This window comes from Nostoc sp. LPT (assembly GCF_017115165.1).
Lineage (GTDB): Bacteria > Cyanobacteriota > Cyanobacteriia > Cyanobacteriales > Nostocaceae > Nostoc.
This window is the reverse complement of record NZ_JABXKF010000044.1, coordinates 74,264-91,397: the sequence shown is the minus strand read 5'-3', so window position 1 is coordinate 91,397 and position 17,134 is coordinate 74,264. Positions and strand designations below refer to the sequence as shown.

The window sequence follows — 17,134 nt, the reverse complement described above, 5'->3', positions numbered from 1 at the left end:
TTTGTAAATCGTTAAATATAGCTTGCAAATCATATTGAAATGATTGAGCGTAATCTTCTCTGTACTTGTGAATTTCTTCAACTATTTCGTTTTTGTACATGATTAAGTCTCTTGGTTATATCCTATGAGTTCATAAGGTGTACAAATGACTGGTAAAACATACCCAAGATCAGAGCTAATTTGTGATAGCTTGCGCTGGATTTAAGCATTTGCCATCTGTTTGCAGTTCCATGTTAGCAGATAGTCCAAGCCATACACTGTTGCCAATGCTATATGTAGAGCATCGTTTGATGCTTTTGCTGCGAGATTACTTTGGCTGAGGAATGCTTGGGCAAGCTCTAGAGCCTCTTGTGTAAGTTCAAGGAGCATGAAGGATTGTAACATACTCAACCGTTGAGACGCGATCGCAGGATCTCCCTTAGCTGCTTCATCCTCACCAATTTCTGAAGCATAGATTATGAATGAACTACAATTTTCATTCCACCAGTCTTGTGTGATCTTGATGTTGGCAGCAAGAATCAGGTTGTCTGTTGGTCTAGCGGTCAAGTGACCTAAAATGCTGGTTTCAATGTAGATGCTTTCCTTCACGGCAACTTATGATTCCTTTTGATTCAAACTATCCCCTTAATTTATAGTTTTGATGGTTTTAGCCTCCCAGATGAACTAAAACAATCATACTTGCCAGTGAATAATATAATTTATACCTTAATAGTCATTGTCAGCCACACAAATACCTTTACATTTAATACCGTTCGTAGCAGTGCGCTGACAATGAGAACATAGAACTTTTTCATTTTCTGTTTCTTTATTTGTCTTTATACTAGTATTTGCTTGTACCTTGTCTTTTTCGTTCTGGAGTTTTTCACTCATAAAAATGGAGTAATTTTTCCCTGTTTAAATTTTACAAGTCATTTAGGAGTGATTATTGCTGAGGCACAATCTAATGTAGCAAAGTGATACCTATGCTGAATAAAGCGATCGCTCCACCCGCCGTAGGTATCACACTATGTTGTAAAATAGGTGAAAGCTCAACCCTAACTCTGTACTCATGAGTCTGCATCCCCTCTTGAAATTTGATATTTCTGAACTCAGCATTGCAGAACGTATCCAACTGGCTGAAGATTTATGGGACAGTATCTTAGAACAGCAAGAGGAACTGCCCTTGAGTTCAACACAACAACAGGAATTAGATCGACGGTTAGAAAATTACAAAAAAAACCCTACAAGTGGTTCTAGTTGGGAAGAGGTTAAAAAACGGTTAAGATTCTCCTAATGAACTATAACCTGATTATTCAGCTAGAAGCAGAATATGATATTCAGGATGCTTTTGAGTGGTACGAATCTCAAAATCCAGGTTTAGGTTCTGAATTCGTCCGTGCTGTTGATGCTTGTCTGTCGGGAATTGGACGACAACCCCTTGCTTACCAAGTCATCCACAAACAGGTAAGAAGAGCATTAATCCGCCGATTTCCATACATAATTCTCTACGTTTTTGATCAAGATACAGTTTTTGTACTTGCTTGCTTCCATGTAAAACGCAATCCAAAACAGTGGTTGGATAGAATTGAATAAAATTTCTCTTCACAGCGATAATATTAGTGTTGGGTTGCGTTACTTAACCCAAGCTATAAGAACAGCGATCGCACTAACGTTCCTAATCAGCGATCACTTCGCTGTAGGATCTAGCTTGCGTTCGGATGCAGTGATTTGTTAGACCCCCGCTTGATTGGGAGTCTTACCAGTCTATGCTTGTGTTCGGTTTGTTTTCTTTGTAAATCGTTAAATATAGCTTGCAAATCATATTGAAATGATTGAGCGTAATCTTCTCTGTACTTGTGAATTTCTTCAACTATTTCGTTTTTGTACATGATTAAGTCTCTTGGTTATATCCTATGAGTTCATAAGGTGTACAAATGACTGGTAAAACATACCCAAGATCAGAGCTAATTTGTGATAGCTTGCGCTGGATTTAAGCATTTGCCATCTGTTTGCAGTTCCATGTTAGCAGATAGTCCAAGCCATACACTGTTGCCAATGCTATATGTAGAGCATCGTTTGATGCTTTTGCTGCGAGATTACTTTGGCTGAGGAATGCTTGGGCAAGCTCTAGAGCCTCTTGTGTAAGTTCAAGGAGCATGAAGGATTGTAACATACTCAACCGTTGAGACGCGATCGCAGGATCTCCCTTAGCTGCTTCATCCTCACCAATTTCTGAAGCATAGATTATGAATGAACTACAATTTTCATTCCACCAGTCTTGTGTGATCTTGATGTTGGCAGCAAGAATCAGGTTGTCTGTTGGTCTAGCGGTCAAGTGACCTAAAATGCTGGTTTCAATGTAGATGCTTTCCTTCACGGCAACTTATGATTCCTTTTGATTCAAACTATCCCCTTAATTTATAGTTTTGATGGTTTTAGCCTCCCAGATGAACTAAAACAATCATACTTGCCAGCGAATAATAGAATTTATACTTTAATAGTCATTTGGTAGCAATAATTTTTTAACTCTCTTGTTGCTTCTTCCAAGCTTCAAAATCTCTAACACGTAACTCAAATTTATCCTCAAAACCAACTGGATCAAAATACTCATATACCATCTCATTACCCTTATAGAAAAAAGTAATTAAGTTAATCCAATTCTCAAGGTCTACATTGCCATCTATTCTCCAAAGCTTTATCTTTGTGTGACTGTCTTTATTTGGCAAGTTTGCATTTTTTCTATTTGCATAATCGGTTTTAAAATAAACTTTTACGGCTCCATCAACGTGACGAGTAACTTTATGGGTAACGTTTCTCTCACTGTGAACATACTTATTGAAGTAGTAGCAGTCATACCACTAACCATCATCAGAAATCTCTTCTGTCTCAAATGTTTTGATACCATCTCTAAAACTCCAGAAGAATTCAGTTCGATGTAATTTATACTCATCTTCAAAAAGGGAGTTTTTATTTCTTCCTAAAAGTGTTAACCCAACATAATTCGGGTCATCTAGTTTTTCTGGATCAAATGCCGGCCCATACCAAGTATCGAATTCTAGTATCTGATCGTATTCTTCTTTTGATTTCAATGTACTGTGGTGATCTATTGCAATTCTGAATTGATTGAATGATTGTGTTTTTTGATAATAAGTTATCCATCGCCCTAAAAAACCTGAGTTTGAGTATGAAAGGTATCTACTCCGTAAAAAACGATGGTATTGAATAATATAGTCCTTGTACTCAATACCATAATCATGCATTATCAGTTCGCCATCAATAAATAGCAAGTTATCTTTGTCTAACCTTTCCTTAAGTTCAGGAAAAATTTGGAAAACTGTACTGTTGTCAATATTTTCATTAACTATTGCTTTGAATGAAAAATTGCTGCGATGCAATTCAGCAACAATGTAATAGACTGCAATTCTCCTTAATTCCTTTTCATCCTTTTGAGAAGGATCTAAATCTGAAAACATCTCTATTGCAGGAGGAAAGCTTTTTACTAAGCTTTTTTTTTCGTCATTTGACAAAGCCAATAAATCTTGAACGGCTGCATCGACAAGCTCAGAGAGCAATTCCCTAACGTTTTGATTCTGCTTGATACCTCTTTCATAGCTAGGTAGGTCAAGAGGCTTGATTGAGAAATGTCTACACTTCTTAATTAATTCTTTTAATTTCCTATTGTCTAATGCTAACTCATGCATATTTTAAATAAAGTTTATCCAAAATAAACAATTAGGACTTACGTGATTTTACAGCATAAATCCCTGATTTTATGGGTAATTACAGGCTTTTTATCTCTCTTTGCGTCTCTATGCCTCTGCGTGAAATAATTCAACCAGGAAACAAAACAGTTCCCAACTTTTCCCGCCCCAAGCGATCGCTCACTTTCCCCCGACAAACAACCTGAATCCCATTAATATAAACCCTTTGCACAATCTCATCCGAACCACGCTTAACCATCCGAGGTTCACCATCTAAAACTGGATCTGATATCTGCACCTGCGGGCTAATTGGCTGATTTAAAGCATTGGGATCGAGTAAAACTATATCCGCTTTCGCACCAACTTTCAGAACTCCCGTATCAAGACCAAACCAACCAGCAGGTTCTCCGGTAACACGGCAAATCGCAGCTTCAGGTGAAAGGAACTTCGTTGCAACTGCTTGTTTGAGCAAAGACAAAGCTCCATCATAGTAGCCCAGGTTACGGACGTGAGCGCCAGCATCGGTAAAACCAGGCAAAATATAGGGATGCTGCATCATCGCTAAACGGGGTTTTAGGCGATCGTTCGCTCCTGTCGCCACCCAGCGTAAATCTGTATCGTATTTTTGTAATGCGTAGATAAATAAATCTACTGGTTCTTGTTGGTTTTGACGAGCAATTTGGGCAAAACTTAACCCTTGCCAACTTGCTTCGGGACAGTGAATAACTTCCATTAAATCTAACTGACGATGGAATGATTTACGCCATTTACTAAGCCATTCTTGGCGAAACTGACGACGAAAAATTTCCGATGCCCATAGTTGTTGCCTTTTTTCTCGTGACTGACAGCCATTGAGTTGTGCGCCTGTGGAGAATTCTTCAACTAAGGGCGTGACAGATCCATCAGAGTAAATGGTAAAGGGTTCGGTTAAGGTTTGAAAGCGCACATTACCATTTAGAAGCCGATTCCAAATAAAAAGCAGGGGGGAAAATATTCGCCATAGTTTGCGATCGTGTACGGCATCCAAGGCTGAGAGGACAGTTAGCCGCAGTGGTTTTTGTCCAATTCCTGAACCTATACGCAGAATATCCACAAAGGAAGCAAGTCGTTGTAAATTGGGTGTGACTTGAAAAACGCTATCACCCCGCCGACACAAATCCGCCAACATTGCATATTCTTTAAATTTGGCGTGTTGAGAGGGAATTGTACAGTCTTGCCATTCTCCACTCATCCGATGCCAGGGAAACATATCAATAGAAATACCAATAAAGCCAGCGTCTAAAGCATCTGTAGCTATGCGCTGCATAACTTTTAGTTCAAATTTTGTCGGCTGAACCGTTAAACTGCGTTCTAATCCCATCACATGAGCGCGTAAGGCACTGTGTCCAAACATTGGGGCAACATTGGGCCCAAGGGGTAGCTGTTGCAAATGCTGTAAATATTCTGCTGGTGTCTGCCAGGAAACCGACTTTTGTAGCCATTTTGCAATCAACTGATGCGAAAGTGTCTCTACTCTCTGAAAAATATCAGCCAGTATTTGGGGTTCTGCGATCGCAACAGACAAGCTACAGTTACCAATGACCACGCTGGTAACACCATGACGCACTGATTCACTCAATCCTGGTGCAATTTCTAACTCTAAATCGTAGTGGGTGTGAATATCTATAAATCCAGGTGTCACCCATAACCCAGAAGCATCAACTACTTCACGCGTTGGAGTAGTTAAGGAGGGTGCTAGGATGACAATCTGTCCGTTTTGAATGCCGATATCTCTGCGAACAGGTGGAGAAGCTAAACCATCGAAAATTAACCCGTTTTGAATCAGCAAATCCAACATGATTCTTTTATTGCCTTTTGGTTGTTATTGGATCTGTTTAGGGTGATTATAGGTTGGGAATTTATTGGAAATGGCGATCGCTTGTGATTGAATATTGTCAACATACCGATAACCTCCTGAAGGCAAGGCTTAAGTATCCTGTGCAACCAAGGTATAAGCTCCAAACTACTAATTCTTTATAAAGATGCATAGAATAAAGCTTCATGAAACAGAGCTTCAAGGATGAAATCATAACTGTTCCACCGCCTGTTGCCATACTTCTTGCTGTTCATGGGGTTCAAGCTTGGTCATTGGTCGGACTTGGCGTTCGCTAGTTGGCAAAATGTGATCCATTGGATCACATTTCTCAAGCAAATTATCAAAAACAACAGCTGCGTCCGTTAAAAGGTAAGGCTGTCAGCGGTTGTAACCACGATCGCGGCAATATTCTTCAAAAGGGTGGTGGGTTGAACGGTACAGCCGTCTGTCTCGTAACTCCATCAGTGCCTTCCCTGCTTCAAAAACAGCTTTCTCCACTTTGCGTTCCAAGTGCAGGCGATCGCACTGTTCTTCCTCTGTCAACTTTGGGACCTCAACAGCAGTAACCGTAATTGTTGCTGTCGCTGGGTTTTATTCTAGGGCAAGGTTCTTATGACCACGATGAATTCGTAACCCAACCTTGGCTAGTCATGGTCAACGGCAAAGAGAAATTCCGTGCTACTACAGTTGCCCGATGTCTACGCTTCATCCAATGGCATCACCCAATTAAGTCGGAAGTAGTAAGTCGGAATTCGGAAGTGGGGAATCAATGACCTCCGATTTCTGAAGAAGTAGTAGAAGCCCCAACCATTCTCGAAATCTCCTTTTATGACCAAGAAGCCTTTGTGGGTAACTATCTTGTAGCCAGCATTAGCTACGACCACGGCAACTACCAGAACCTGTACTGGTGAGTATTGGTAAACGTTGAGATTTTCCGCGACCTCTTAGCTGCCCAATGCCACTCATTGCTACTAGTTTACCGCGCTGCTTATAACACCCTTAAGGGCTGCAATTCCCTGTTCAACGCTAGCCCACAGACCCATGTCAGGTTCCTTACCAGCTATCTCTCGTGTTCCGACGAAGTAAAGAACGCCTTTAAGAATCTCTTGGTGAGCACGATTTTCAAAATTAACTCGGTTGAGCGGTTCCATCAAATCTTGAAGGTCATCATTCAAGGACTGGGCAACCTTGTGTAGAACCAGTCCGGTCATTGTCTGTTGATGCTTTAGCAACTCAAGCTGTAAGTACTTGTCATACAGAGTTAGCTCGGACCCGCTCATCATTTGGCTTACCTTCTGGGCATGTTGTTGAGTAATGTCGCGAGGTTCTGCTGCGTTGCCGTATTTAGAAATAACTGCTTCGATGACGCCGAGATTTAAGCGATCGCTGTTTATCATTCCTTGGAGCCGCTCGCAAATCGTATTGTCGTCCGTCTGTGCTATTAACTTTTGCTCACTTTCCAACAAAACATTCTGAAAAAGCTTTAGATCAGCAAGCTTAGTCGCTACATTCGTTACATCGGCCATGATTATTAACTCCAGACTACAGGTTTTATCGGTTATGACAAGCTCTTCTCACTTTTTCCATATTCTCCTGAGGTTTGAGTAAGTCCGTCCCTCCTCAGAAAGATTTATATCAAGTTTAGTAAGTATGTTTCAGCCTTTTTCTATAAAGTTACATGCGATCAGGTCTATTTCTGCCAGTTAGTAAAGAGAATAGGCTTCATTAAAAATGTGACTGCTTGGCTTTAGCCGTCTTGTGATCAAACGTCCTGGTAACATTTGGGAGGTGTCTCACATAGAATTGGTGTAAGCAAATATAACTACTACTTTTAATTGGGTATAACCCGTATGGTCTATGGTTTTAAGTCGCTTTTGGAGATTTTATAATATAAGTAAGATTTAAAAATTCGGCTTCAACTATATGAAAATACTTTCATCAGAGCTAGTCCATTTAGGATTTGGAAAATATGTGCGTTCTGACCAAGTTACAGCAGTTATCCCAATAGAAGAAGAACGAGGTCCTGGGCGACGAACCTTTGTTCACATTCAAGGGCAAAGCGATCCAATTATCGCCTCTCGTGCTGAAGATACCATTGTGCGTGATTTAGTACAGGAGCCACGCGAAATTACCCAAGCACGTCAGCAGCAAGAAATTCTTCAAGATTTATTGGTAAATTTAGGTAATGTTAATTCGACTGTGCGTAGAATTAACCGTGATGAAGGCACTTTGGATCTTGACTTGTTAGAGCGACGAATTAAGCAAGTCCTTGAAAATTAATTGCACAAATCAGCAAACTAAATAACGGAGAAAGATATTGCTGAATACAATTACAGACCAGGTTTCAGTATCAGATACACAAATAAAATCGCCAAGATTGTGGATACCTGAACGGGTACTGTTTACACCTGCTGCCTTAAATGAGGTTTGGGGGCAGCAGATTCTTACACGTGTACAGTCACTCAACTTACCAATCGAAGAATTATCACAGAATCGTCTCAAGGGACTGCGCGGTGAGTCTGAGCGGGATACTTACAACATCGCCAAGCGTACCTTAGCAGTGGTTACTGCACCACCCAGTTCTTTTAAACTGAGTCCCATTCCACCTTCTGCGGATTGGCAGTTTCACATTGCTGAGGGTTGTCCGGCTCATTGTCAATACTGCTACTTAGCTGGTAGCTTGTCAGGGCCACCTGTTATCCGCGTTTTTGCTAACTTACCGCAGATATTAGAGAACTTAGCTAACTACGAGCAACAAAGTAAAAACACGAGTTTTGAAGTTAGCTGTTACACAGACCCATTGGGTATTGAGCATCTAACTGGAAGCCTAGCTGAATGTATCCGTTACTTTGGCACTCGTAGTAATGCACATTTACGTTGGGTATCAAAATTTGATGCTGTGGATGGGTTACTCAACTTACCACACAATGGGCATACCCGTTGTCGCATGAGTGTTAATGCAGCACCGATTTCTGGCAAGTTTGAAGGTGGCACAGCATCCGTAACATCCAGACTGAATGCATTGCGACGGTTAGCGCTACCATTAGAGCGTGGCGGTGGTGGTTATCCAGTAGGCTTAGTTATCGCGCCAATTATGCCGATAGACGATTGGCAGATGCACTATAGTTCTTTGTTTGACCAGATAAACGAGGCACTGGATTTTGAGTGTAACCTTACTTTTGAACTAATCTCGCATCGGTTTACACCAGGATCAAAAGAAGTTTTACAAACTTGGTATCCGCAATCCAAATTAGAGATGGATGAGGCAAAACGCAGTGTCAAGCGTAATAAGTTTGGCGGAACTAAGTACGTTTATGATAAGGACACAATGAAGGCGTTGCGTTGCTTTTTTGAGACGGAGATTAGTAGGCGCTTTTCAAATGCAGAAATTCTTTATTGGACTTAATATCAAGTCTGCTAGCACAACCATAATAAAATCAATAAGTATGCATACTCACACAAGCACCTACCGTACCAATGCCACGACCTTCTCATGAGTCAGCAGACTTTGTCGAACAGGAAGAATGGAAAAAAAGTTCGCCTTTTGATTATGCCTTCATATCCAACGCTTTTCTGAATATTAGCTACCAGTGGAACAGTAGTATTGCTTCCCTACTTTCTAAAAATGAAAAATTGCTGACACTATTTGCTATAAATTGAAAGCAAATATTGATCTGTTTAAACTACTCCATAAATAAACTTAAATTCGGAGATTTTTTACTTCAAAAGCTTACTGCTTCAAGATTTTACCACCTAATTAATAAACCATACTGCAACTTTATTTAAGTAATTCGACCATGATGTTCAGTTTTAACCCAGTGCGATCGCTCCTGCACACACATCTTTAAAGTTGTCACAATCATCACAGGAATCCAATGCACCATGTATAATGATCCTTGAATTGTTGCCCAAAGCAAAGACCATCCTCGTAAATTTTGAAATTGGTAAACTCCAGCAATAAAGGCAATTGTCAGAATGATGCTGAGTAATGTCTGGAGGGGAAATAAAACTGGATGATGGCTATGAAATATTGTCCACAATAAATCGGGTATTAGTCCAATTGGCAAAAGGAATTGCAATATAAAAAACAATAGTAAATCAATTTCTTTTGCCCAACCTAAAGTCAGAATTTGAGGAAAGTAATCCAGATAACGCTGATAGCCACCTTCAGCCCAACGACAGCGTTGATTCCAAAGTTTTTCCCAAGTAGTTACACCTTCTTCCTGAATTGATGGAACTGTAACAAACTCCATTTCCGCACCTGCTAAATAGAGTTTGAAGCAAAGATCCAAATCATCGGTGACAGTGTTCTCATTCCAACCTTGACACTTTTCTAACAATTCCCGACTAACTAACATCCCATTACCTCGCAGTTCAGACATTCCACCAATAGCAATACGATGGGTTTGCAGAAAACTATCACAGTTCATTTCCATCTGCTGACAACGGGTTAAGAAATTGGTATTAGCATTAGAAATCACTTTTCGCACTTGCACCGCACCGATCGCTTGCTTCTGAAACAGAGGTACTGTTTGCTGGAGAAAATTGGCTCTTAACTGAGCATCCGCATCACAGACTAGGATAATCTCCCCTTGCGTAAAGGGAAACACTGCATTCAAGGCCCCTGATTTACCACCTTTAGATTCCCGTCGATGAACTTGTAAAGATGGAAATTGAGTTTGTAATTCCCTCAATATCTGGGGAGTTTCATCGGTACTACCATCATCAACAACCCAGATATCTAGGGAATCGCTTGGGTAATTCAATTGGTATAAGCTGTAAACTAGATCGGGCAAGACTGGACTTTCATTTTTAGCCGGAACTAAAATCGAGACTGGCGGTAAATAAATCTCACTCTCCATCACCGCCGTCGCTGGTTTGGCTATCAGCATCCGTAACGTTTGCACAGTCAGGATTGCCGTTAATCCCAACATCAACCATTGTGTTTCTGGTAGCCAATGCAGTAAACTCACGCCACCCCAGACTAATAAAACTACTAGGATTGCTTTGAGACAGCGATGAAAGCTAATATTTTTACTGGGCTGATAGATGTTTTTTCCCACTTGATTTGCTATATATTTTCGGTTTCGGTTGGTTGCTTAGTCCTGCGAGGTAATAGTAGTATCGTCACCGCTCCCAAAAGGAAACCGCCCACCCCTGCTGCAACTGCTAAAATCCGCCCCAATTGTTGAGCAGTATTCAATACTGGGTTATTCAACAGATTGGAGGAGAAATGCAGCGATTGAATCATCCATTTATCTTGGAGTTTTTGTAGCACTGCTGTCCATCGCAACGCCATATCAGCCGCTTTGCCATCTTTGAAAAAGAAAGATGCGATCGCTTCTCCAGATGCAACATCTATCTCTGGAGTAAGAAATGTTCTGAGAGTATCTCCCTTTAGTTGCATTTTGATATCTTTGATGGAACTGGAAAACTGCTGATTCCAGTACTTTTCAAACTCAGGAACTTTGTGAAAAATCTGGTTATCAACTGTTGTGATTGTGAAGTTTGGGTGCAAGTAAGGCTGTATTTTGGTAAAATCGCGAGTGTTTAGAGCTTGCAGGGCAATATCCTGCGTGCGAATAATTGCATTTATCTCCTGTGGGTTGACATCTGCCAGAGCGTGTTGGGGTAGATTCCAAATTACCAACACTAACAAAACACTCCAAAGTAACTGAGTGCATTTGTATATGCTTGCCCATTTCTGTTTGATCATATAAAAAACCTGTAGATTGGGTGACGCTTACCGATAATTTTTTTAATCTTACTAACCCATATTCTGCCATTTCTGTTGGCTGGCGTTGATTAAAAGAATTTTTACTAGCGATATCACCTGGCCTTTTCTAGGAGACTACGCTGTACACACAAGTCCTAAAAACCTAGCTTGATAAGACTTTCTTCATTCTCATGCTCTGTATGAGAACAAGAGAAATAGCATTAGTCGATACAATGCCATTGTTAGTCGATGCAATGCCATTGTTCGTCGATGCAATGCCATTGTTCGTCGATGCAATGTCATTCATTGTTCGTCGATGCAATGTCATTGCAAGTCAAGAGACTTGTGTGTACACCGTAGTTCTAGGAGACAGGAAGCTTGTTGCAGATACGCAAGCTTACTTTTACCAATAGCCGCCAGTTAGGTTAACAAAAATACGTATCTCTGAATGCGCTCAGATACCCACCGCAAATCTGGTACACTATCTTTTAGTTGGCGCTGTCGCAAAATCTCAACTCCCGCGACTGTCGCCACTCTAGAAATTTCCATATACAAATTTACCCACCTGTAGCGATATCTACAACTGGCTGTTACCCTTGATAACGCAAAGTGCGATGCCTGCGGCGGGCGTAGCCAACGCCTTTTTAACTTTATCATTCCTCTGTGAACTCGAAACGCCAAGCTGTTTTCTCAATATATCGAGTTAGGAGGTTGAGAAATCTAAACTTTGCCGAAAAGAGATTAGCAGTTCATTTAATGCAGCCATATCAATTAAAAATGCGTCATGTCCGTGGGTTGACTTCAACCACGCCAATTGAGCATTCGGGATTGAATTTGCCAATTCTTGTTGTTCTACTGGAGGATAGAGAATGTCAGAATCAATTGCAACAACTAAAGTTGGTTGCTGGATGATTTGTAGAATAGATTCATAATCTGACAAATTAGGACTGGTGCGATCGCGTGCAACATCGTGGCGATCCATTGCGTGGGTAAGGGTGATGTAAGTGTTGGCATCAAATCGTTCTGTTAGCTTTTGACCCTGATGCTGTAAGTAACTGGCTATAGTAAACTGCTCAGATGCATCATACTGCCGTCCAAAGCGGCTTGTAAAACTATCCCAAGAACGGTAAGTAGACATCGCCATCATCCGCGCCACTGCTAGTCCTTGGTTTGGGGGCGCATCCAAAGTATAGTTCCCTCTTTGCCAGTTTGGATCGGCATAAATTGCCTGTCTTTGAGCTTCACTCAATCCAATACACCAAGCTGAATGTCTGCTAGAAACAGCAATGGGTGCAATACTTTTCACCTTTTCTGGATATAACAATGCCCATTCCAGTGCTTGCATCCCACCGAGTGAACCGCCAATTACTAACCGCAGAGATTGAACACCCAGGTATTCTAGTAGTACAGCTTGCAGGTGAACCATATCTCGGATTGTAATCTTAGGGAAGGATACGCCATAAGGGTTTCCGGTTATGGGGTTGATAGTAGTTGGCCCAGTTGTGCCGTAACAACTTCCCAAAATGTTGCTGCATACAATAAAGTCGCGTTCTGGATTGAAGGCTTTCCCGGAACCAAACAAAGCTTCCCACCAATCATCAGCGTCAGCCGAACCAGTTAAGGCATGACAAATCAGTACCCCATTATCGCCTTGAGCATTTAACTGTCCCCAGGTGCGATAAGCAACCTGAACCCCAATTAATACTTCGCCGCCTTCAAGTGGAAATGGCACAGTCATCTGGTAAAACTGGGTTTGCAGTGAGATGAAATCTGAATAGATCATAACTAGAGTGGAGAGTTGAGGGAGCAGAGGAGCAGGGGAGAAATTGCAGTAAGTTTTTCCCCTCTGCCTCTGTGCCCCTTTGCACCTCTGCCTCTTGTGCCCAATGCCCAATTAAAAACTAAATCCTAACTTGCTGGAATGCCTGCTCAAAATCCTCTTTGATGTCGTCGATATGTTCAATTCCCACTGATACACCCACCAAATCGGGTGTCACTCCTGCTGAAAGCTGTTCGTCATTACTTAGCTGTTGATGGGTTGTAGAAGCGGGATGAATAACGAGGGTTTTCGCATCACCAACATTTGCTAAATGACTCGCTAATTTCACATGATTAATAAAAGCTTTACCCGCCTCTAGTCCACCTTTGATACCAAAGTTTAAAACTCCCCCGAAGCCATGCCGAAGATATTTTTTCGCTCGTTCATGATGTGGGTGATTGGGAAGCCCCGGATAATTAACCCATAATACTTGCTCTTGCTGCTCTAACCACCGAGCCAATTCTAGGGCATTGCTCGCATGACGATCTACACGTAGAGAGAGAGTCTCTAATCCTTGCAGTAACAGAAAGGCGTTAAATGGACTCAAGGACGGGCCAAAATCTCGTAACCCTTCAACTCTAGCGCGAATAATAAAGGCAATGTTGCCAAAGGAACCATTAGGGCCAAATACTTCTTGGAAATTCAGCCCATGATAGCCCGGTGCTGGCTCAGTAAATAGAGGAAATTTGCCGTTACCCCAGTCAAATTTACCAGAATCGACAATTACGCCACCAATGGAAGTACCATGTCCACCAATCCATTTAGTTGCAGATTCTACTACGATATCTGCACCATATTCAATTGGCCGAGCTAGATACCCACCAGCACCGAAGGTATTATCCACAATTAAAGGAATGCCGTTTTCGTGGGCAATGTGAGCTAAAGCGGCAAAGTCGGGAATGTTGAATTGAGGATTGCCAATGGTTTCAACGTATAACGCTTTCGTGCGATCGTCGATCGCCTGACGAAAACTTTCCGGCTGATCTCCCTCAACAAACTTGACGTTAATACCTAACCGTGGTAAAGATACTTTAAATTGATTATATGTCCCACCATACAGAAAACTAGTGGAAACAATATTATCCCCAGCTTGAGCAATGGTACTGATTGCCAAGAATTGCGCCGCTTGCCCGCTAGCGGTTGCTAAAGCTGCTATACCTCCTTCTAAAGCAGCAATCCGCTTTTCAAATACATCCGTTGTTGGGTTCATGATCCGGGTGTAAATGTTGCCAAATTCCTGGAGAGCAAATAACCGCGCTCCGTGGTCGGCGTCATCAAAAACGTAGGAAGTCGTTTGGTAAATCGGTACAGCACGAGCATTAGTTCCAGGAGCTGGCTCTTGTCCAGCATGAACTTGCAGGGTTTCAAAACGATATTGTTCTGACATAAGCAGTTATTTGAGTTTCCAATTATACAAACAAGTAACAATAATTGAGCCTTGTTTTGGATAAATTAACGGTAATTTGCAAGGCTTACCGTATTTTAACTGTTTGCACCCAGGATTCCTCATCTCTAGCACAACAAGTTGGATAGAAAATGGGAATTAACACCTTTTAATTTATATTTAGAAAAAAAGCGTGTGAGTCGTCATGCAAATAGACCAGCCTTTTAGAATTAATGCTGCCCAACCAGACAAACTAAAACAATTTCTTCCCAAACCTTTAATTATTTCCAGTCCAGTTGCAGGTTGCAATGGTTTTTATTTTGCCTATCATCGCCAGTCAAACTATCAACTTCCTGAAACATCGCCTTTTCAGCACATTATTACCATTTACAGTAGAGAGTTTGAGGCAAAATTAAAAATTAACGGACACTGGCAAAGTAAATCCTATGCAGCAACCGATGTGGGGGTTTTTCCCGCCGATCAAATTTCTCCAGCAGTACAATTTGAACAGGAATTAGGGTTTATTCACTTTGGTCTTGAACCAGCGATGATTACTCGTATTGCCTACGAATCAGTAAATGCTGATGCCGTTGAAATTGTCCAACAACTGCAAACTCACGATCCATTGATTCAACAAATTGGACTGACACTCAAGCAAGAAATAGAAACTAGTGGATTTGATAATTCCCTGTATATGGAGTCAGCAGTAAATCTGCTAGCGGTGCATTTATTGAAACGTTACTCAACGCAGCAATTTATCATTCGAGAATACACAGGTGGATTACCAAAACATAAATTAAAAGAAGCGATCGCTTATATCAACGATAACTTAGACCAAAATTTGTCACTTGCGGAAATTGCGGCGATCGCACAGATAAGTCCGCGAAAAAGTCCTCCACTTGCTACGTCTTCACTTAAAAAACGAGCGTAGATAGAGCAACAAATTGAGTTCTCGCGTGTCACTGTATTCTTTACTTGAGACTTTGAGGATGCGATCGCTTTTTCCAAATCTTGCGGTAGTGGTTCTCCATAACTTTCGATCAACGTCCTCATGTTAATTGTCATCGTGTGTTGACTGTGCGATGGCGTACTCGCCTGCCGTAGGCGATCGCTGTTTATTAGATATATTACATCTGTGCGATCGCACCGCAAACCGTAGGTTTATTGCTTTTGGTTGTTGTTACGTTAGTCCGAAATCACTGATGCAAAAAAGTCTTAATTTGTCAAGCTGGAATTTGATGTTGTATCAATAGGTGGTTTAGTGAGGGGTTTTGTGATGTGACGATACCGCTACATCACAAAACCAGTAATAGATAAAACCACATGGGCAATTCCTACGAAGATGTAAAGAACGCGCGTAGGTAATCCGCCAAAAGTGCCGTAGTGGAGTGGTTCAAAAGAGTTGAAGACGCGATCGCCTGCTCAAAAATTGTGTTTTCAACCTCAATTTTAGCCCGATTCTAGCAATATTTTAAGTACTATTGCTTATTGACAAATAGTACCTGACCTTAACCTCTCACGAATGGAGCGTTTCTACTTTTGGGCGAACGCTTCTATGGGTAAATTAGTCGTAGGTCTTTTGCGATACCGCCACATCACAAAGCCAGTAATAAATAAAATTAACGGTGCAAGTCCTATGAACACATAGAGAATACGAGTAGGCAAACCACCAAATGTGCCGTAGTGTAGGGGAGTGAAGGAGTTGAGGATGCGATCGCCTAAGGAGGGTTTGAGAGCATTGTCTACTCGCAAGACCTTACCGCTATACTGGTCGAAGTAGACATAGCTGTTTCCACCGTCTTCTTTTTCTTGAGGTTCCTTATAGCGAATCATCAAAGCGCTGTCTGGTTTTTGAGGAAAATAAACGCTTCTGAGTTCTGCACTGGGTAATTGAGCTTGAGCCGTCTGAAGTTGCTGGCTAAGTTTCAGGGAAGACTGATGGGGTATAGGTTGAGAAACAACTTCTGGTTTCCAACTAAAGGTAATTGCCCGAATTAGAGGCTCACTAAATTCATTAAAATTCCAGCAGAAACCTGTGAAAAATGTGAAAACAAGAAACACAGCTGCGATCGCACCAGCAACTTTGTGAATATCAAAGTTCACTCGCTTAGGATGAGCATTCCACTTAATTTTGAAGCCTGTCAGTAACTTCCTCCAACCAGGCCAGAGAAATATTCCTGTCATCGTCAGAATGCACACCAGTAAACCAACAGTGCCAACAATTTTGTATCCAATGTCACCTGCTAGCAAACTGTAGTGGAGTTCATAAATAACCTTGTAAAAGCGCTCTACAGGGTTGGGATTGAGAGTATTACCGAGAACTGCTCCTGTATAAGGATGAACGTAATTTTCAATCCAATCATTTTCCTTAGTTGCAAAGATGACATTAAATGGTGCATCTGGTTTTGTCGGCACATAAACTCGCTGGAGCTTGGCATCGGACTGGCTGGCATAGCTGTTTTTCACCGTATTCAGAACGACCTCAATCGGCAGCATTTCTCCTTTATGAGTGATGGTTTCAATTTGGGAATACTTTTGATGGGCAATAATTTCGGATTGGAAAACCAGCAGGCTACCAGTTAAACCAACAATAATCGCAATCAGTCCGACAGCTAACCCGATGTAGCGATGTAAACCAAAGATAACTTTATATACCGTTTTAGATGTCATAGTGGATACT

23 protein-coding genes and 1 pseudogene are annotated in these 17,134 nt (G+C 41.4%); 10 read left to right on the top strand and 14 right to left on the bottom strand.

Annotated elements, in window-relative coordinates; translation table 11 throughout:
- Positions 1 to 201: 201 nt before the first annotated feature.
- Complete coding sequence (locus tag HWQ58_RS10070) at positions 202 to 588, bottom strand: type II toxin-antitoxin system VapC family toxin (protein WP_292861111.1); 387 nt, start codon at positions 586 to 588, stop codon at positions 202 to 204.
- A gap of 460 nt (positions 589 to 1,048) precedes the next feature.
- On the opposite strand from HWQ58_RS10070, the gene HWQ58_RS10065 reads away from it, so the two are divergent.
- From HWQ58_RS10065 to HWQ58_RS10055, 3 genes are read left to right on the top strand one after another with little or no spacing between them, the layout of a single operon-like run.
- The gene (locus tag HWQ58_RS10065) at positions 1,049 to 1,273 is read left to right on the top strand and encodes an addiction module protein (protein ID WP_292861117.1); all 225 of its coding nucleotides are present in this window, start codon (positions 1,049 to 1,051) and stop codon (positions 1,271 to 1,273) included.
- The gene (locus tag HWQ58_RS10060; protein ID WP_292861115.1) at positions 1,273 to 1,572 is read left to right on the top strand and encodes a type II toxin-antitoxin system RelE/ParE family toxin; all 300 of its coding nucleotides are present in this window, start codon (positions 1,273 to 1,275) and stop codon (positions 1,570 to 1,572) included. The genes HWQ58_RS10065 and HWQ58_RS10060 overlap by 1 nt, the downstream gene beginning before the upstream one ends.
- Positions 1,565 to 1,714, top strand: coding sequence for a hypothetical protein (locus tag HWQ58_RS10055; protein ID WP_292861113.1), 150 nt, complete (start codon positions 1,565 to 1,567; stop codon positions 1,712 to 1,714). Before HWQ58_RS10060 ends, HWQ58_RS10055 begins: the two co-directional genes overlap by 8 nt.
- A gap of 255 nt (positions 1,715 to 1,969) precedes the next feature.
- Here HWQ58_RS10055 and HWQ58_RS10050 read toward each other — a convergent pair whose 3' ends face one another.
- The 5 genes from HWQ58_RS10050 to HWQ58_RS10030 form a co-directional block, all read right to left on the bottom strand.
- The gene (locus HWQ58_RS10050; protein ID WP_292861111.1) at positions 1,970 to 2,356 is read right to left on the bottom strand and encodes a type II toxin-antitoxin system VapC family toxin; all 387 of its coding nucleotides are present in this window, start codon (positions 2,354 to 2,356) and stop codon (positions 1,970 to 1,972) included.
- A 145-nt stretch (positions 2,357 to 2,501) separates the two neighbouring features.
- The gene (locus HWQ58_RS10045) at positions 2,502 to 2,705 is read right to left on the bottom strand and encodes a hypothetical protein (RefSeq protein ID WP_292861109.1); all 204 of its coding nucleotides are present in this window, start codon (positions 2,703 to 2,705) and stop codon (positions 2,502 to 2,504) included.
- 132 nt (positions 2,706 to 2,837) lie between these two features.
- Entirely contained in the window at positions 2,838 to 3,680 is an 843-nt protein-coding gene (locus HWQ58_RS10040) for a hypothetical protein (RefSeq protein WP_292861107.1), read from the bottom strand.
- 130 nt (positions 3,681 to 3,810) lie between these two features.
- Entirely contained in the window at positions 3,811 to 5,517 is a 1,707-nt protein-coding gene (locus HWQ58_RS10035; RefSeq protein WP_292861105.1) for a D-aminoacylase, read from the bottom strand.
- 396 nt (positions 5,518 to 5,913) lie between these two features.
- Positions 5,914 to 6,078 (bottom strand): hypothetical protein, encoded by a 165-nt coding sequence (locus HWQ58_RS10030; protein WP_292861103.1) that lies wholly within the window; start codon positions 6,076 to 6,078, stop codon positions 5,914 to 5,916.
- Positions 6,079 to 6,107: 29 nt separating this feature from the next.
- Between HWQ58_RS10030 and HWQ58_RS10025 the strand changes: the two genes are divergently transcribed.
- On the top strand, positions 6,108 to 6,308 hold the full coding sequence (locus HWQ58_RS10025) for a hypothetical protein (RefSeq protein ID WP_292861100.1): 201 nt from the start codon (positions 6,108 to 6,110) through the stop codon (positions 6,306 to 6,308).
- Positions 6,309 to 6,506: 198 nt separating this feature from the next.
- Here HWQ58_RS10025 and HWQ58_RS10020 read toward each other — a convergent pair whose 3' ends face one another.
- Entirely contained in the window at positions 6,507 to 7,061 is a 555-nt protein-coding gene (locus tag HWQ58_RS10020; RefSeq protein ID WP_292861097.1) for a hemerythrin HHE cation-binding protein, read from the bottom strand.
- Between the two features lie 397 nt (positions 7,062 to 7,458).
- Here HWQ58_RS10020 and HWQ58_RS10015 point away from each other — a divergent pair, with 397 nt between their 5' ends.
- The 3 genes from HWQ58_RS10015 (at position 7,459) to HWQ58_RS10005 (ending at position 9,195) form a co-directional block, all read left to right on the top strand.
- The gene (locus HWQ58_RS10015; protein WP_292861094.1) at positions 7,459 to 7,815 is read left to right on the top strand and encodes a hypothetical protein; all 357 of its coding nucleotides are present in this window, start codon (positions 7,459 to 7,461) and stop codon (positions 7,813 to 7,815) included.
- A gap of 103 nt (positions 7,816 to 7,918) precedes the next feature.
- Positions 7,919 to 8,941, top strand: a complete 1,023-nt coding sequence (locus tag HWQ58_RS10010) for a spore photoproduct lyase family protein (RefSeq protein WP_292861141.1) — start codon at positions 7,919 to 7,921, stop codon at positions 8,939 to 8,941.
- 71 nt (positions 8,942 to 9,012) lie between these two features.
- Complete coding sequence (locus tag HWQ58_RS10005) at positions 9,013 to 9,195, top strand: hypothetical protein (RefSeq protein ID WP_292861091.1); 183 nt, start codon at positions 9,013 to 9,015, stop codon at positions 9,193 to 9,195.
- Positions 9,196 to 9,317: 122 nt separating this feature from the next.
- Here the strand turns inward: HWQ58_RS10005 and HWQ58_RS10000 are convergent, their stop codons facing one another.
- The gene (locus tag HWQ58_RS10000; RefSeq protein ID WP_292861088.1) at positions 9,318 to 10,598 is read right to left on the bottom strand and encodes a glycosyltransferase; all 1,281 of its coding nucleotides are present in this window, start codon (positions 10,596 to 10,598) and stop codon (positions 9,318 to 9,320) included.
- An 8-nt stretch (positions 10,599 to 10,606) separates the two neighbouring features.
- A complete protein-coding gene (locus tag HWQ58_RS09995) occupies positions 10,607 to 11,251 on the bottom strand; it encodes a nuclear transport factor 2 family protein (RefSeq protein WP_292861085.1) in 645 nt (214 codons plus the stop codon).
- A 233-nt stretch (positions 11,252 to 11,484) separates the two neighbouring features.
- On the opposite strand from HWQ58_RS09995, the gene HWQ58_RS09990 reads away from it, so the two are divergent.
- Complete coding sequence (locus HWQ58_RS09990; protein ID WP_292861082.1) at positions 11,485 to 11,664, top strand: hypothetical protein; 180 nt, start codon at positions 11,485 to 11,487, stop codon at positions 11,662 to 11,664.
- A gap of 7 nt (positions 11,665 to 11,671) precedes the next feature.
- Here HWQ58_RS09990 and HWQ58_RS09985 read toward each other — a convergent pair whose 3' ends face one another.
- From HWQ58_RS09985 to HWQ58_RS09975, 3 genes are all read right to left on the bottom strand, one after another.
- On the bottom strand, positions 11,672 to 11,800 hold the full coding sequence (locus HWQ58_RS09985) for a hypothetical protein (protein ID WP_292861079.1): 129 nt from the start codon (positions 11,798 to 11,800) through the stop codon (positions 11,672 to 11,674).
- A gap of 154 nt (positions 11,801 to 11,954) precedes the next feature.
- Positions 11,955 to 13,034, bottom strand: coding sequence for a homoserine O-acetyltransferase (metX, locus tag HWQ58_RS09980; protein ID WP_292861076.1), 1,080 nt, complete (start codon positions 13,032 to 13,034; stop codon positions 11,955 to 11,957).
- A 118-nt stretch (positions 13,035 to 13,152) separates the two neighbouring features.
- Positions 13,153 to 14,457 carry an O-acetylhomoserine aminocarboxypropyltransferase/cysteine synthase family protein gene (locus HWQ58_RS09975; protein WP_292861073.1) on the bottom strand — a complete coding sequence of 435 codons (1,305 nt, stop codon included), beginning with the start codon at positions 14,455 to 14,457 and terminating at the stop codon, positions 13,153 to 13,155.
- Between the two features lie 202 nt (positions 14,458 to 14,659).
- On the opposite strand from HWQ58_RS09975, the gene HWQ58_RS09970 reads away from it, so the two are divergent.
- Together HWQ58_RS09970 and HWQ58_RS09965 are read left to right on the top strand one after the other, a co-directional pair.
- Positions 14,660 to 15,385 (top strand): AraC family transcriptional regulator, encoded by a 726-nt coding sequence (locus HWQ58_RS09970; RefSeq protein ID WP_292861070.1) that lies wholly within the window; start codon positions 14,660 to 14,662, stop codon positions 15,383 to 15,385.
- 151 nt (positions 15,386 to 15,536) lie between these two features.
- Entirely contained in the window at positions 15,537 to 15,707 is a 171-nt protein-coding gene (locus HWQ58_RS09965; RefSeq protein ID WP_292861067.1) for a hypothetical protein, read from the top strand.
- A gap of 37 nt (positions 15,708 to 15,744) precedes the next feature.
- Here HWQ58_RS09965 and HWQ58_RS09960 read toward each other — a convergent pair.
- Together HWQ58_RS09960 and HWQ58_RS09955 are read right to left on the bottom strand one after the other, a co-directional pair.
- Positions 15,745 to 15,861 (bottom strand): annotated as a pseudogene (locus HWQ58_RS09960) (PepSY-associated TM helix domain-containing protein); the annotation flags it as partial.
- A gap of 126 nt (positions 15,862 to 15,987) precedes the next feature.
- Positions 15,988 to 17,124: a PepSY-associated TM helix domain-containing protein gene (locus HWQ58_RS09955; RefSeq protein WP_292861064.1), complete on the bottom strand. Its 1,137-nt coding sequence runs from the start codon at positions 17,122 to 17,124 to the stop codon at positions 15,988 to 15,990.
- Positions 17,125 to 17,134 lie beyond the last annotated feature (10 nt).